The sequence below is a fragment of the Allotamlana fucoidanivorans genome, assembly GCF_045788535.1.
Taxonomy (GTDB): Bacteria; Bacteroidota; Bacteroidia; order Flavobacteriales; family Flavobacteriaceae; genus Allotamlana; species Allotamlana fucoidanivorans.
In genome coordinates this window covers 964,691-978,208 of the sequence record NZ_CP074074.1, presented here as the reverse complement: position 1 = coordinate 978,208, position 13,518 = coordinate 964,691, and the positions used below count along the sequence as shown (strand labels likewise).

Genomic DNA, 13,518 nt, shown 5'->3' with positions numbered 1-13,518 from the left:
GCTTTTTTTGTTAATCATGTTTTGTTTACAATGGTGCTATTGGCTTGGGCTGTGCAAAACATTAAGACATCAGCAATATTAACATGTGGAGGTCTTGAAATAGCAAAATAAATGACTTCGGCTACGTCTTGTGCCTGTAACGCTTTAAAGCCTGAATATACCGAATCGGCCTCTTTTCCGCCTTTAAATCTTACTTTTGAAAACTCCGTTTCTACTAAACCAGGATTTACAGCCCCTACCTTTATGCCATACGGATTAAGATCTATACGCATGCCTTCTGTGATGGCCAGTACAGCGTGTTTACTTCCGCAATACACATTGCCCTTAGGGTAAACTTCCTTTCCTGCCGATGAACCGATATTAATAATATGACCAGATTTTCTTTCTGTCATTTGCGGGATAATCGCCTTACTCACGTATAGTAGCCCCTTAACATTGCTGTCCATCATGGCATCCCAGTCATCTATAGAGCCCTTTTCAATTGGGTCTAATCCGTGTGCATTTCCTGCGTTATTGATTAATACATCTATATGTTGAAATTTTGAAGGTAAGGATGTTATAGCTTTTAATACCGCATTTTTATCGCTCACATCAAAGTCTAAAATATGTACATCTGTCAACTTTTTTAAAGTATTCTGAAGTTGTTTTAAGCGTTCCAAGCGCCTACCACATAAAATTAGTCTGATGCCTTTTTTAGCAAATTCATGTGCAGTAGCTTCGCCTATTCCACTGGTGGCTCCTGTTATTAGTGCAGTTGTTTTCATTGTTTTTTTCGATTAACGGATTACCAGCAACAACATGGCTAGTATATCTGTAATACACATATAAAAATACTTAAAAGCATAACAAAATCGTATTATTGAAAGTTAATTTATTAAAATTTGATAGTTAGGTGTTTAGATGTCTATGAGCAGGTTTTGTTTAGGAATTCTTCACATTTCGCAAAATAAAATATAATCCATTCCGTTCTTTTTACCGTAAATAAGATTGAACCATTAAAAATTGAAAAACTATGAATATTGTAAAACAAATGAAATTTTTATTACCATTACTCTTTTTAACCTTTGTGTTTTCTTGTAATGATTCAGACTCTGATTCTGTTCAAAAAGGAGATCCCAGAATTTCAATTCGCTTGGTTGATGCGCCTGGTGAATATGAAGCTGTAAATGTTGAAATTGTTGATGTCATGATTAAAATGGATGATGATAGCGATGATGAAAGCGGTTGGATATCATTAGATGCAGAAGATGGAATAGTTAACTTGTTAGACTTTACTGGTGGTTTTAGTAAGGTTTTAGTGGATAGGTTTCCAATACCAGCAGGTACTTTAAGTCAAATGCGTTTAGTACTTGGTGATGGAAATACTATTGTAATTAAAAATGATCAAGATCAAGGTGAAGAATTTGATTTAAAAACACCTAGTGCACAACAATCAGGTCTTAAGCTTAAAGTCAATGAAGTTATTGAAGAAGGATATACCTATGAGTTTGTTTTAGATTTTGATGTTGAAAAATCTATTGTACACGCTGGTAATTCAGGAAATATCATTTTAAAACCAGTATTGTATGTAAGTGCTGAAAAAAGCTCTGGCATCATTGAAGGTACGGTAACGCCAACAGATGTACCATCTATGGCTTCTGTTTTAGTAGATGATATGGGAACACCAGAAACAGAAGATGATTTTGTAATTTCAGCATTAACAGATGAAAATGGAGCATTTGCTTTATGGGGCGTTCCAGCAGGAACTTATGATGTTAAGGTGATGCCTCTAGATGAAGCTTCAGATTATAGTTACGGCGAAGCTATTGGTGTTGTAGTTGTGAAAGGTGAGGTTACTGTTATTGCAGATCCAATTGAATTAATGCTAAAAACAGGAACCATTAGTGGAAAAATTTCTGGATTGGCTGAAAATGTGGTAGCAACAGTTTCTATTAATGAAGAAACTAGTGTTGAAACAAACGCTGAAGGAGATTACATGATTGAAGATGTAGTTCCTGGAGATTATACAGTGACTATTACTGCTGAAGGCTATGTGTCTCAGAACATTAATGTAACAATTGAGCCAGGAGAAGCAGAGGTAGTTGATGCCACTTTAGTTGTGACCCCTTAAAAATAGGATTGAAAACATATATGAAAAGAGCGATACCATAAAGTGTCGCTCTTTTTTTTAAGTATTAATTAACGTAGCAAAACCTAATATTTTAACCAATTATTAACAAGAATTAAAGTTTTTTTTTAACATTTTGCAATGCTCAAATGAGGGCAGTATATTCGAGCCGCTAATTAAATACAAAATGATGGAAGAAACAGGTACTATTGATATTAAGTCGATTAATGAAAAAATAGAAAAAGAAAGTGCTTTTGTTGATTTGCTAATGCTTGAAATGAATAAAGTCATTGTGGGGCAAAAGCATATGGTTGAACGCTTACTTATTGGCTTGTTAGGAAAAGGGCATATTTTACTTGAAGGTGTACCTGGATTAGCAAAAACATTAGCCATTAATACCCTATCTCAAGCGGTAAGTGGTAGTTTTAGTAGAATTCAGTTTACACCAGATTTATTACCTGCTGATGTAGTGGGAACCTTGATTTACAACATTAAAGAGAATGATTTCTCAATTAAAAAAGGGCCTATTTTTGCCAATTTCGTCCTTGCCGATGAGATTAATAGGGCGCCTGCAAAAGTACAATCAGCACTGCTGGAAGCCATGCAAGAAAAGCAAGTAACCATTGGTGATGAAACGTTTGTACTTGATAAACCATTCTTGGTTATGGCTACCCAAAACCCTGTAGAGCAGGAAGGAACTTATCCTTTACCAGAGGCACAGGTAGACCGTTTTATGCTAAAAACAGTGATTGATTATCCAAAAATTGCAGAAGAGCAGTTAATCATGAGGGCTAACCTTAAAGGGGCTTGGGAAAAAGTTCAAGCGGTAGTTTCGGTTGATCAAATTATACGTGCACAAGAGGCTGTTAAGGCAGTGTATATGGATGAAAAAATAGAAAAATATATCTTAGATATTATTTTCGCAACCCGTTATCCAGAAAAATATAAACTAGCTGATATAAAACCTTTAATCTCATTTGGGGCCTCACCTCGTGGTAGTATCAGTTTGGCAACAGCAGCTAAATGTTATGCCTTTATTAAAAGACGTGGGTATGTTATTCCAGAAGATGTTCGCGCCGTAGTTTATGATGTGTTAAGACACAGAATAGGTATTACCTATGAAGCCGAGGCCGAAAATGTAACTTCAGAAGATATCATCAATAAAATTGTAAACGAAATAGAAGTGCCATAAAATTGACAATTGATTACCAACAATTGATTATTAAACAGCAATAATCAATACAAAATAGTCAATAGACAATTAAAAAATGGATACCAAAGAATTACTAAAAAAAGTACGGAAAATTGAAATCAAGACACGTAGGTTGTCTGATCATATTTTTGGAGGAGAGTACCATTCTACTTTCAAGGGGCGTGGTATGACGTTTAGTGAAGTACGCCAGTATCAATTTGGTGATGATGTAAGAAATATTGATTGGAATGTAACCGCACGTTATAACGAACCCTTTGTAAAAGTTTTTGAAGAAGAAAGGGAATTAACCATGATGCTTATGGTTGATGTGTCAGGCTCTGAAATGTTTGGTACCAGTCAGCAATTCAAGAATGAAGTTGTAACTGAAATAGCTGCAACTCTGTCGTTTTCAGCAACGCAAAACAATGATAAAATAGGACTTATTTTATTTTCAGATCAAATAGAATTATATATTCCGCCTAAAAAGGGCCGCTCGCATGTACTTCGCATTATCAGAGAGCTCATTGAGTTTAAACCAGAAAGTAAACAAACCAATTTAGCCGAAGCCTTGAAATTCATGCAAAATGTTATGAAAAAGAAGGCTATTGTATTTGTGTTATCTGATTTCATTGCCGATGATTACCATCAAACCATGAAAATTGTTTCGCGTAAACATGATGTTACAGGTATTCGCATTTTTGATAAACGCGAAGAAACCATTCCAAATTTAGGAGTGGTTCAAATGCAAGACGGTGAAACGGGAGAGTTAATGCTTGTAAATACGGCATCAAAAAAGTTGCGCAATAATTATAACAAGTTCTATCATCAAAAAGTAGCGTACTATAAAGAAAGTTTTACAAAATCAGGTGCTGGTGCTATTGATTGTCGTGTTGATGAAAGCTATGTAAAAAAATTATTAGGTTATTTTAAAAGAAGAGGATAAACGGATTATGAATTTTAAATTACCATATAAGACTAAAACATATACCGTTTGTGAGAAGCCATCTGTGGTGGTGTTGTTTGGTATGTTTTTTCTATTTGCGTTCCATTCGTTTGCACAGGTAAAATCTACTATCGATTCAACTTCTGTAAAAATAGGAGCGCAAATCACCTATCATATTCAAGTAGAGACCGATTCATCACAGCTTGTTGTTTTTCCTGAGGGACAAACCTTCTCGCCTCTTGAAATGATTGAGTCTTACGATGTTGATACGTTGAAAAATAACGACAGATATAATCTTATTAAAAAATATGGTTTAACCCAGTTTGATTCAGGTAAGTATACTATCCCACAACAAAGAATACTTATTGGAGATAAAACCTTTTTTACGGATTCTTTACAGGTTGAAGTAAGAAACGTGGTCATAGATAGTACAGAGGGATTATTTGATATTAAACCGATTATCGCGGTTGAAAAAAGTGCGAGTAATTGGTGGCAATACGTCTTGATTACCCTATTAATTATAGCGGTAGTTGCTTTTTTGTTGTTTTGGTTTATTTGGAGGCAAAAACCTTTAACCGAAGATGAGAAAATAGCGTTATTACCACCTTATGATCGCGCTAAATTGGCACTACAAAAACTTGATGAGAGCCCGTATTTAGAACAAGAGAATCTAAAGGATTATTACTCTGAGTTAACTTTTATTATTAGAAAATATCTTGAAGAAAAGGTCTATGATAGAGCCTTAGAAAGTACAACCAATGAACTAATAGATCGGTTAACCTTGCTTAAAGAAGGGAATCAAATTGATATTAGCCAAGAAGATATTAAAAATTTACAAAACATTTTACAACGTGCAGATTTGGTGAAATTTGCTAAATCGGCTCCAGATATTGAATTGGCAAAATTAGATAGAGAAACTATTGATGTTGAAATAGATCACGTTAAGGAAGCCTTGCCAGAACCAACAGAAGAAGAAAAGCTACTCGATGAACAATACAGACAAGAGCAAGAGCGTAAAAAGAAACGCAAAAAAATATGGATTACCGTTGGTATTAGTGTATTTCTTCTATTAGCTACCATTACAGGATTTTCCTTAAGGTATGGTTTTAATTACGTAAAAGATACTATTATTGGTCATGATAGCAAAGAGTTGCTTGAGGGAGATTGGGTAACCAGTCAATATGGGTTTCCACCAGTTACTATCTCAACGCCTAAAGTTTTAAAAAGAACAACGCCTGAGCTTTCTGAGGAAATGGCACAGCAATTAGAGATTACGCAGTTTAGTTATGGTAGTTTGATTGATAGATTTCATATTACAGTGGCTACAACCAAGCTAAAAGCTTCTGGGGAAACTAAAATTGATCTGCAACAAGCTATTGAGGGTAATTTAAAATTATTTGAATCGGCAGGTGCCCAAAATATTATTACTAAAAATGAAAAGTTTACTACGCTCAACGGAGCAGAGGGATTAAAGGTTTTTGGTACTATGGATGCTTTAATACCCAATACAGAACAAATAGAGAAAGGGAAATATGTGATTTTAGGATTTACATCAAAAAATGTAATTCAACAAATCATGATATTTCATAAGGAAGAGGATGTTTATGCAGCGCAAATGGTAGAGCGTATTTTAAATTCAGTGGAACTTAAAGAGGCAGAAAAATAATGTTTGAAGGTTTAGAATTTTTAAATAAGGGTTTTTTCTGGTTTCTGTTGGTGATTCCTTTGACTGTTTTGTGGTATGTATTAACCTACAAACGTCAAACGGCGGAATTAAAAATGCCAACGTTAAAAGGCTTTAAAGTAACATATTCTATCAGACCAAAATTAAGACACGCACTGTTTGTTTTAAGAATGGTGGCATTAGCTCTTTTAATTATGGCCTTAGCAAGACCACAATCTGTTGATGTTTCTACAAAAACTAAAACTACGCGAGGCATCGACATTGTTATGGCCATTGATGTGTCGGCCAGTATGTTGGCAAAAGATTTATCGCCAAATAGATTAGAAGCCCTAAAAGATGTGGCGGCAGATTTTATAAAAGATCGCCCTAATGATAGAATCGGTTTGGTTGAATATGCTGGAGAAAGCTATACGAAAACACCTATTACTAGTGATAAAGCTATAGTGCTTCGTTCTTTAAAAAGTATTAAATACAATACTATTATTGAAGGCGGTACAGCCATTGGTATGGGACTAGCTACGGCCGTAAATAGGTTAAAAGACAGTAAAGCAGCTAGTAAGGTCATTATATTACTAACCGATGGTGTAAATAATTCAGGGTTTATAGATCCTAAAATAGCTAGTGAATTGGCCGTTGAATACGGTATTAAAACGTATACCATTGGTTTAGGTACCAATGGTATGGCTTTATCTCCAGTGGCTATTTTGCCTAACGGTAATTTTCAATATGGAAGAATACAGGTTGAAATAGATGAAGTATTGCTGAAGGAAATAGCCGAAGCCACAGGCGGAAAGTATTTTAGAGCTACAGATAATGAAAAGCTTGAAGCCATTTATGAGGAAATTAATAAGTTAGAAAAAACTGAAATTGAAGAATTTAAGTTTTATAATTATGATGAGAAATATCGATTTCTAGTTATTTTAGCGGGTATTTTATTATTGGTAGAGTTGCTATTACGTAATACTGTTTTTAGAAGTTTCGTATAAACAAAAGAATATACAATGTATCAATTAGAAGAAAAAATATGGTTTTGGGCATTGGGAATTATTCCGGTAATTATCCTTCTCTTTTTGGTGCTTCAATTTTGGAGATACAGGGTACAAAGTAAATTTTCTGATAAAAGATTACTTAATAAGTTATGTCCCAATAAGTCTATTTTTAAAGGCGCTCTTAAAGTTATTGTATTGAGTTTGGCCTTTTTCTGTTTAACCATCGCTCTGGTAAACCCTAAAATAGGAACCAAGTTAGAAACGGTGAAACGTGAAGGGGTTGATATTGTTTTTGCAGTGGATGTTTCAAAAAGTATGTTAGCCGAAGATATTGCACCAAACCGTCTTGAAAAATCAAAACAGTTGGTTACCCAAATTATCAATAATTTGGCTAGTGATCGGGTGGGAATTATTGCGTATGCTGGTAAAGCGTTTCCGCAGTTACCCATTACAACGGATTATGCATCGGCAAAGATGTTTTTACAAAGTATGAATACCGATATGTTATCGTCACAGGGAACTGCCATTAACGAGGCTATTTCATTGGCTAAAACTTATTTTGATGATGAGCAACAAACCAATCGGGTATTAATCATAATTTCAGATGGTGAAGACCATAGTGAAGCATCGGCTTCGGTTGCAGAAGAAGCTCATGAGGAAGGTATTAGAATTTTTACCATTGGTGTAGGCGATGTAAAAGGAGGGCCTATTCCAGAAAAACGAAATGGTGTGGTATTAAATTACAAAAAGAACAGCGAAGGCGAAACAGTTATTACTAAACTTAATGAAGACACCTTAAAAGATATTGCTAGTGCAGCTAATGGGGTTTACATTAATGGAAGAAACACCAATGAAGTGGTTGAAAATATAAGAGAGATTTTAAACGCTATGGATAAAACAGAATTTGAAGCCAAGCAATTTGCTGATTTTAAAAGCCAGTTTCAATGGTTTTTAGGCTTCGGAATATTCTTTTTATTGCTCGATGTATTTCTTTTAGAACGAAAAACAGCATGGCTGAAAAAATTAAATTTATTTAATGAGAATTTATAGTTTCTGTGAAAGCACTATAATTTATAAGTTCTTTAACTGAAATAAATAAAGAGGTTTTATATTTTAGAAAGAGTGAAAAAACCGTCTGATGTATAAAATTAGGACAGAATATTATGAAACACATTGTAACATACATTATCATATTTACCACATTATTTTCTTGGGCGCAGCAAGATAATAAAGCCCAATTATTGGCTATGAAAAAGGCTAATAATTATGTTTATGAAGGTAATGAGAAGTTGAGTTCAGAAGATATTGTTTCGGCCGAAATGGCATATAGAAAGGCTATTTCAGAACAGCCAACATCGGTAGCAGGGGTCTATAATTTAGCCAATGCCTATATTAAAAACGGAAATTTTGAAGAGGCTTTATACCGATTAGAACAGGCTGTAAAGTCGGCAACTACCAAAGAAGAAAAACATAAAGCCTTTCATAACATAGGCAATGTATTGATGCAAAGCGAGCAATGTAAAGAAGCCGTTGAAGCTTATAAAAATGCCTTACGAAACAATCCGTCTGATGACGAAACACGCTATAATTTAGCCGTGGCCAAAGCCTGTGCTGAAGAACAAAAGCAGCAAGATGATCAAAATCAAGATCAGGATAATCAAGACGAGAATAAGGATAACGAAGATCAAAAAGATCAGGAAGATAATCAAGATCAGGAAGGCGATAACAAAGACGACCAAAATGATCAGGGCGATGAAGATAAAAAGGATAGCGACAAAGAAAAGGATGATGAAGGCAAACCTGAAGATGATAAAAAAGATGAGGGGAAAGACAAAGAAGATAAGCAGCCACAGCCACAGCCAGGGCAATTATCACCACAGCAAATTAAGAATTTGCTAGAGGCTATGAATAATCAAGAGCAGCAGGTACAGGAAAAAATAAATGCAGAGAAACAAAAAGGCGTAAAAGTTAAATCAGCTAAAGATTGGTAAACGTAGTTTGATATGCATCATCTGAATCGTGAAGAAAATATGAAACTCATAAGGCACCTATCCATAATTCTAATTCTTTTTGTAGCAAGTATAGCTTCGTCTCAAGAGGTAGAGTTTGTTGCAAAATTGAGTAAACATAAATTAGGAATCAATGAGCGTTTGCGTATTGATTTTATTATGAATCAAGATGGCGACAATTTTATTCCGCCAGATTTTTCAAATTTTATGGTGGTGGGTGGTCCTAATCAATCCGTGAGTAATTCTTGGATTAATGGGGTTAGAACCTATAAAAAAACCTATAGCTATTTTTTAGCACCTAAGAAAAGAGGTGTATTTACCATCTCGCAGGCCAAAATAGTTATTGATGGCACTACCTATAAAACGGTTCCCCAAAAAGTAGAAGTTACCGCCGCTGTTGAAATTCCTAAAGACCCTAATGATCCTAACTATCTAGCATCAGAGAATATTCATTTGGTTGCCGAGGTGTCAAAAACCAATCCATATCTTAATGAAGCTATTACAGTGGTATACAAGTTATATGTGTCTCCCAAAATAGCGGTAGATAATTGGAATGAAATTGATACACCGCGGTATAATGATTTTTGGAGTCAGAATATCAATACGCAAGACCAGCGGGTGCAAAATGGTGCATACAATGGTGAAGATTATCGTTTCTTGGTATTGCGAAAAACAGTGTTATATCCGCAGAAAACGGGTAAGCTTGACTTAGAGCCTTTAAGTTTAGACATTGCCCTGAGAGTACCTACAAATCGCCGAGATATTTTTGGAAGTGTTTTGATGACGCGTGTTAACAGGAGGGTATCGGCTGGAAATAAAACCATTACTGTAAAACCGCTACCAGAAACAGGAAAACCGCTTGATTTTACTGGGGCTGTTGGAAGTTTTGATTTGGATGTCACAGCATCTAAAACAGTACTAGATGCCACCGAATCACTACAACTTAAACTTAAGGTATCGGGTAATGGAAACTTAAAGCTTTTTAAATTGCCAAAAGTGAGCTTACCAAGTTCTTTAGAGGTTTATGAGCCCGAACATGAAGAAAACGTAAAAACTAACCTATCAGGGATGCAGGGCAGTATTCAAGACAGCTATACGGTGGTACCGCAATACAAAGGGAAATATCCTATTCCTAGTATTTCATTTTCGTATTTTGATTTAAAAACCAAAAGCTATAAACGTTTGTCGTCTGATGAAATAGTAATTAATGTATTGAACGGACCTTCAAGTGTTTCAACCAATGACGACACAGCTGTTGTAGCAAATAACAAGCAGTCTGTGGTATTAAGCAGTGATCAATTTGCTTTTATAAAAACAAAGACCGAGTTTACTGCTATAAAACAAGTGTATTTCTTTAAATCGAAGGCATTTTGGAGCTTACTTTTATTGCCGTTTTTAGCCATACCTCTGGCTATTGTAGTTAGAAAGAAAAAGGCCATTCGCGACGCTGATGTAGCGGGAAACAAAGTACGTAGAGCTAATAAATTGGTGCGAAAATATTTGAGTAATGCTAAAAAATCATTAGGTCATAAAGAAGCTTTTTACATTGCTCTTGAAAAGGCGTTACATAATTATTTAAAAGCCAAATTGCATATTGAAAGCAGTGATTTGAGTAAAGAACGCATCACTGATTTACTTGAAGAAAAACAAGTAGAGGAAGGAGTGATAAAAGATTTTATTACACTCATTGAAAGTTGTGAATTAGCACGGTACACTCCTATTGATATTGTAACCATGCAAGAGGATTATGATAAGGCAGGAAAAACAATTTCATTAATTGACAAACAGGCACGTTAATATGAAAAAGCTCTTATACATACTATCTGTGTTATCTTGTTTACTAATACAGGCTCAAAACCAAGCTGTTTTTGAGAAGGCAAACACGTTTTACAATGAAGGTAAATATGCCGAAGCTATAGATAATTACCAATCTATTATTGAGAGTGGTGAGCATTCAGCAGCATTATATTTTAATTTAGCTAATGCTAATTATAAGCTTAACAATATCGGGCCCAGTATTTATTTTTATGAAAAAGCCTTACTACTTGAACCTAATGATGCTGAAATAAAAAATAATTTAGCCTTTGCTCAAAACATGACCATTGATGCTATTGATGTGGTTCCTGAAGCTGGATTAAAAAAAATAGTAAACACCCTAACGCATAAATTAACATTTGATACTTGGGCAAAAACCGCTGTGGCTCTAGTTTTTATGTTTGTTGTATTGTTTTTAGTGTATTACTTTGCCTATAGTACCTTACGAAAGCGTCTAACTTTTATAGGAAGTTTAGTGTTCTTAGCGTTAGTATTTATTACGTTGGCCTTTGCGTTTCACAAATATAATTTAGATAAGCGTGATAACCCCGCCATTGTGTTTGTGCAAGAAAGTAAAGTGAAGAGTGATCCTAATCCAAGAAGTGAAGAGGTTTTTAGGTTACACGAGGGCACAAAAGTTCAAGTGGTTGATACATACAATTATTGGCAAAAAATAAAATTGTCTGACGGTAAAACAGGTTGGGTTATTTCAGAAGATATTAAAATGTTAAAGGAATTCTAAAATTTGCATGTATTTTGTTAAAAAGTATATATTTACGACTTTGAAGTTTTAAATTCATGTCAAAAAATATAGTTTCTTTAACATTATCTATTTTGTTTTTGCTGTTTGTTACAGCACCTACAGTTATTTTGATGGTAGATGATTCTATTGACGTTTCTTCGTTTTATACCTGCTCCGAAGAAGAAGAAAAAGGGGGAGAAAAACATAAGGAAATTGATCCACTGGTTTTGGATCAAACAAACTCAGAACTTCCAATTCCGTTCGGTTTAGAAGAGTTTGAATTGTTTTATTTCTTTAAAAAATACCAAAAACCACACCTTAATCTTATTTCCCCACCACCCGATTATAACCTAGTATAATTTCGTTTTTCGTGTACCGTTCAAGTAATGGTTTTTTTAATACTTATGATGTATATATCATAAGACAAAACAGTATTATAGTATGTTTAAATATCTTAAGAATGACTTACCGTCAAGTATAGTCGTATTTTTTGTTGCCTTACCATTGTGTTTAGGAATAGCCCTAGCCAGTGGAGCCCCTTTGTTTTCAGGATTAATTGCTGGAATTGTTGGAGGTATTGTTGTGGGAAGTTTGAGTGGGTCAAGGCTTGGTGTAAGTGGCCCTGCTGCGGGTTTAGCAGCCATAGTCCTAGCGGCTATTGGCACACTAGGCAGTTACCAAAACTTTCTAGTAGCTGTGGTTTTAGCAGGTATTATTCAAATTATTTTTGGCGTTTTAAAAGCCGGTGTTATTGGGTATTACTTTCCGTCCTCAGTTATAAAAGGAATGTTAACAGGTATTGGAATTATTATAATTTTAAAACAAATACCTCATTTTTTTGGCTATGATTCAGAGCCAGAAGGTGCCGATAGTTTTATTGAAGCTTCAGGAGAAAATACGTTTTCTGCTATTTTACATGTATTTGATAATGTCATCATTGGTTCTCTCATAGTGGGGGTTGTAGGATTAGCTGTTATTTTAATATGGGATAATATTTTAGCAAAAAAAGCTAAAGTGTTTACAATCATTCAAGGGCCTTTGGTTGCCGTTGTAATAGGTATTGTTTTTTATAGTTTAACCAGTTCAAGTGAGGCTTTAAGCATCTCTCAATCGCATTTGGTAAGTGTACCAATTCCCGAAGATGCCACGTCTTTTTTTAAGCAATTTAGCTTTCCTAATTTTTCGGCTATTATGAATACAGATGTTTGGGTAGTTGCGTTTACCATTGCTCTTGTGGCGAGTTTAGAAACCTTATTGAGTGTGGAAGCAACAGATAAACTTGACCCCGAAAAGCACGTAACTCCAACTAACCGAGAATTATTGGCACAAGGTACCGGGAATATCATTTCAGGATTGATTGGAGGGTTGCCTATAACTCAGGTTATTGTTCGAAGTTCGGCTAATGTACAGTCTGGCGGTAAAACTAAAATGTCTGCTATTATACATGGTTTTCTTTTATTAATATCTGTTATTTTAATACCCCGTGTACTTAATAAAATTCCATTATCGGTTTTAGCAGCCGTTTTATTGGTTGTGGGGTACAAGCTTGCTAAACCCACCTTATTTAAGAAAATGTATAACATGGGATGGAAACAATTTGTTCCATTTATAGTCACTGTTGTAGGTATTGTATTTACTGATTTATTAGTGGGCATTAGTTTGGGGTTATTGGTTGGCATCATAGTTATTCTATTAAAAAGCTACCAAAACTCTCACTTCTTACATATTGAAGATAAGAGCAATGGCAAACACAAAATAAAAATGACTTTAGCTGAGGAGGTTACTTTTTTTAACAAGGGAGCTATCTTAAAAGAGCTGCATAATCTTCCAGAAAACACCTATTTAGAGTTGAACTTGTTAAAAACAAGATATTTAGATAATGATGTTATAGAAATTCTCGATGATTTTGCCTATATAGCAAAAGATAGACATATTGATATTCAATTGGTATCTAAGCGAGGTGTGGTTGAAAACCCAGAGAGTTTTGAAGAATTCTTTAGAACCAGACCAAAATCAAGTTTAAGTTTAAGCTAAAAA

The 13,518-nt window shown here is 34.7% G+C and carries 12 protein-coding genes; 11 read left to right on the top strand and 1 reads right to left on the bottom strand.

Annotated elements, in window-relative coordinates:
- Positions 1-14: 14 nt before the first annotated feature.
- A complete protein-coding gene (locus KFZ70_RS04640) occupies positions 15-764 on the bottom strand; it encodes an SDR family NAD(P)-dependent oxidoreductase (RefSeq protein WP_139694656.1) in 750 nt (249 codons plus the stop codon).
- Positions 765-1,012: 248 nt separating this feature from the next.
- On the opposite strand from KFZ70_RS04640, the gene KFZ70_RS04635 reads away from it, so the two are divergent.
- The 11 genes from KFZ70_RS04635 to KFZ70_RS04585 all read left to right on the top strand — a co-directional run bounded on the left by KFZ70_RS04635 (position 1,013) and on the right by KFZ70_RS04585 (position 13,515).
- Positions 1,013-2,110 carry a DUF4382 domain-containing protein gene (locus KFZ70_RS04635; protein WP_158293157.1) on the top strand — a complete coding sequence of 366 codons (1,098 nt, stop codon included), beginning with the start codon at positions 1,013-1,015 and terminating at the stop codon, positions 2,108-2,110.
- 187 nt (positions 2,111-2,297) lie between these two features.
- On the top strand, positions 2,298-3,299 hold the full coding sequence (locus KFZ70_RS04630; RefSeq protein ID WP_139694732.1) for a MoxR family ATPase: 1,002 nt from the start codon (positions 2,298-2,300) through the stop codon (positions 3,297-3,299).
- A 76-nt stretch (positions 3,300-3,375) separates the two neighbouring features.
- The gene (locus KFZ70_RS04625; protein WP_139694657.1) at positions 3,376-4,242 is read left to right on the top strand and encodes a DUF58 domain-containing protein; all 867 of its coding nucleotides are present in this window, start codon (positions 3,376-3,378) and stop codon (positions 4,240-4,242) included.
- Between the two features lie 7 nt (positions 4,243-4,249).
- Entirely contained in the window at positions 4,250-5,908 is a 1,659-nt protein-coding gene (locus tag KFZ70_RS04620; RefSeq protein ID WP_139694658.1) for a hypothetical protein, read from the top strand.
- Positions 5,908-6,912, top strand: coding sequence for a VWA domain-containing protein (locus KFZ70_RS04615; protein ID WP_139694659.1), 1,005 nt, complete (start codon positions 5,908-5,910; stop codon positions 6,910-6,912). The genes KFZ70_RS04620 and KFZ70_RS04615 overlap by 1 nt, the downstream gene beginning before the upstream one ends.
- A gap of 15 nt (positions 6,913-6,927) precedes the next feature.
- Complete coding sequence (locus tag KFZ70_RS04610) at positions 6,928-7,965, top strand: VWA domain-containing protein (protein ID WP_139694660.1); 1,038 nt, start codon at positions 6,928-6,930, stop codon at positions 7,963-7,965.
- A 113-nt stretch (positions 7,966-8,078) separates the two neighbouring features.
- Positions 8,079-8,906, top strand: a complete 828-nt coding sequence (locus tag KFZ70_RS04605) for a tetratricopeptide repeat protein (RefSeq protein ID WP_139694661.1) — start codon at positions 8,079-8,081, stop codon at positions 8,904-8,906.
- Between the two features lie 39 nt (positions 8,907-8,945).
- Positions 8,946-10,721, top strand: a complete 1,776-nt coding sequence (locus KFZ70_RS04600) for a BatD family protein (protein ID WP_139694733.1) — start codon at positions 8,946-8,948, stop codon at positions 10,719-10,721.
- 1 nt (position 10,722) lies between these two features.
- Positions 10,723-11,481: an SH3 domain-containing protein gene (locus KFZ70_RS04595; RefSeq protein ID WP_139694662.1), complete on the top strand. Its 759-nt coding sequence runs from the start codon at positions 10,723-10,725 to the stop codon at positions 11,479-11,481.
- A gap of 56 nt (positions 11,482-11,537) precedes the next feature.
- Complete coding sequence (locus KFZ70_RS04590) at positions 11,538-11,840, top strand: hypothetical protein (protein ID WP_233243978.1); 303 nt, start codon at positions 11,538-11,540, stop codon at positions 11,838-11,840.
- A gap of 82 nt (positions 11,841-11,922) precedes the next feature.
- Positions 11,923-13,515, top strand: coding sequence for a SulP family inorganic anion transporter (locus KFZ70_RS04585; RefSeq protein WP_139694663.1), 1,593 nt, complete (start codon positions 11,923-11,925; stop codon positions 13,513-13,515).
- The last annotated feature ends 3 nt before the right edge of the window (positions 13,516-13,518 follow it).

What these genes read in the sequence shown, in the direction of transcription:
- KFZ70_RS04635 (WP_158293157.1), top strand. Translation starts at nt 1,013, where the DNA reads ATGAATATTGTAAAACAAATGAAATTTTTATTACCATTACTCTTTTTA.
- KFZ70_RS04585 (WP_139694663.1), top strand. Translation starts at nt 11,923, where the DNA reads ATGTTTAAATATCTTAAGAATGACTTACCGTCAAGTATAGTCGTATTT.
- KFZ70_RS04605 (WP_139694661.1), top strand. Translation starts at nt 8,079, where the DNA reads ATGAAACACATTGTAACATACATTATCATATTTACCACATTATTTTCT.
- KFZ70_RS04610 (WP_139694660.1), top strand. Translation starts at nt 6,928, where the DNA reads ATGTATCAATTAGAAGAAAAAATATGGTTTTGGGCATTGGGAATTATT.
- KFZ70_RS04590 (WP_233243978.1), top strand. Translation starts at nt 11,538, where the DNA reads ATGTCAAAAAATATAGTTTCTTTAACATTATCTATTTTGTTTTTGCTG.
- KFZ70_RS04615 (WP_139694659.1), top strand. Translation starts at nt 5,908, where the DNA reads ATGTTTGAAGGTTTAGAATTTTTAAATAAGGGTTTTTTCTGGTTTCTG.
- KFZ70_RS04595 (WP_139694662.1), top strand. Translation starts at nt 10,723, where the DNA reads ATGAAAAAGCTCTTATACATACTATCTGTGTTATCTTGTTTACTAATA.
- KFZ70_RS04620 (WP_139694658.1), top strand. Translation starts at nt 4,250, where the DNA reads ATGAATTTTAAATTACCATATAAGACTAAAACATATACCGTTTGTGAG.
- KFZ70_RS04600 (WP_139694733.1), top strand. Translation starts at nt 8,946, where the DNA reads ATGAAACTCATAAGGCACCTATCCATAATTCTAATTCTTTTTGTAGCA.
- KFZ70_RS04640 (WP_139694656.1), bottom strand. Translation starts at nt 764, where the DNA reads ATGAAAACAACTGCACTAATAACAGGAGCCACCAGTGGAATAGGCGAA.
- KFZ70_RS04630 (WP_139694732.1), top strand. Translation starts at nt 2,298, where the DNA reads ATGGAAGAAACAGGTACTATTGATATTAAGTCGATTAATGAAAAAATA.
- KFZ70_RS04625 (WP_139694657.1), top strand. Translation starts at nt 3,376, where the DNA reads ATGGATACCAAAGAATTACTAAAAAAAGTACGGAAAATTGAAATCAAG.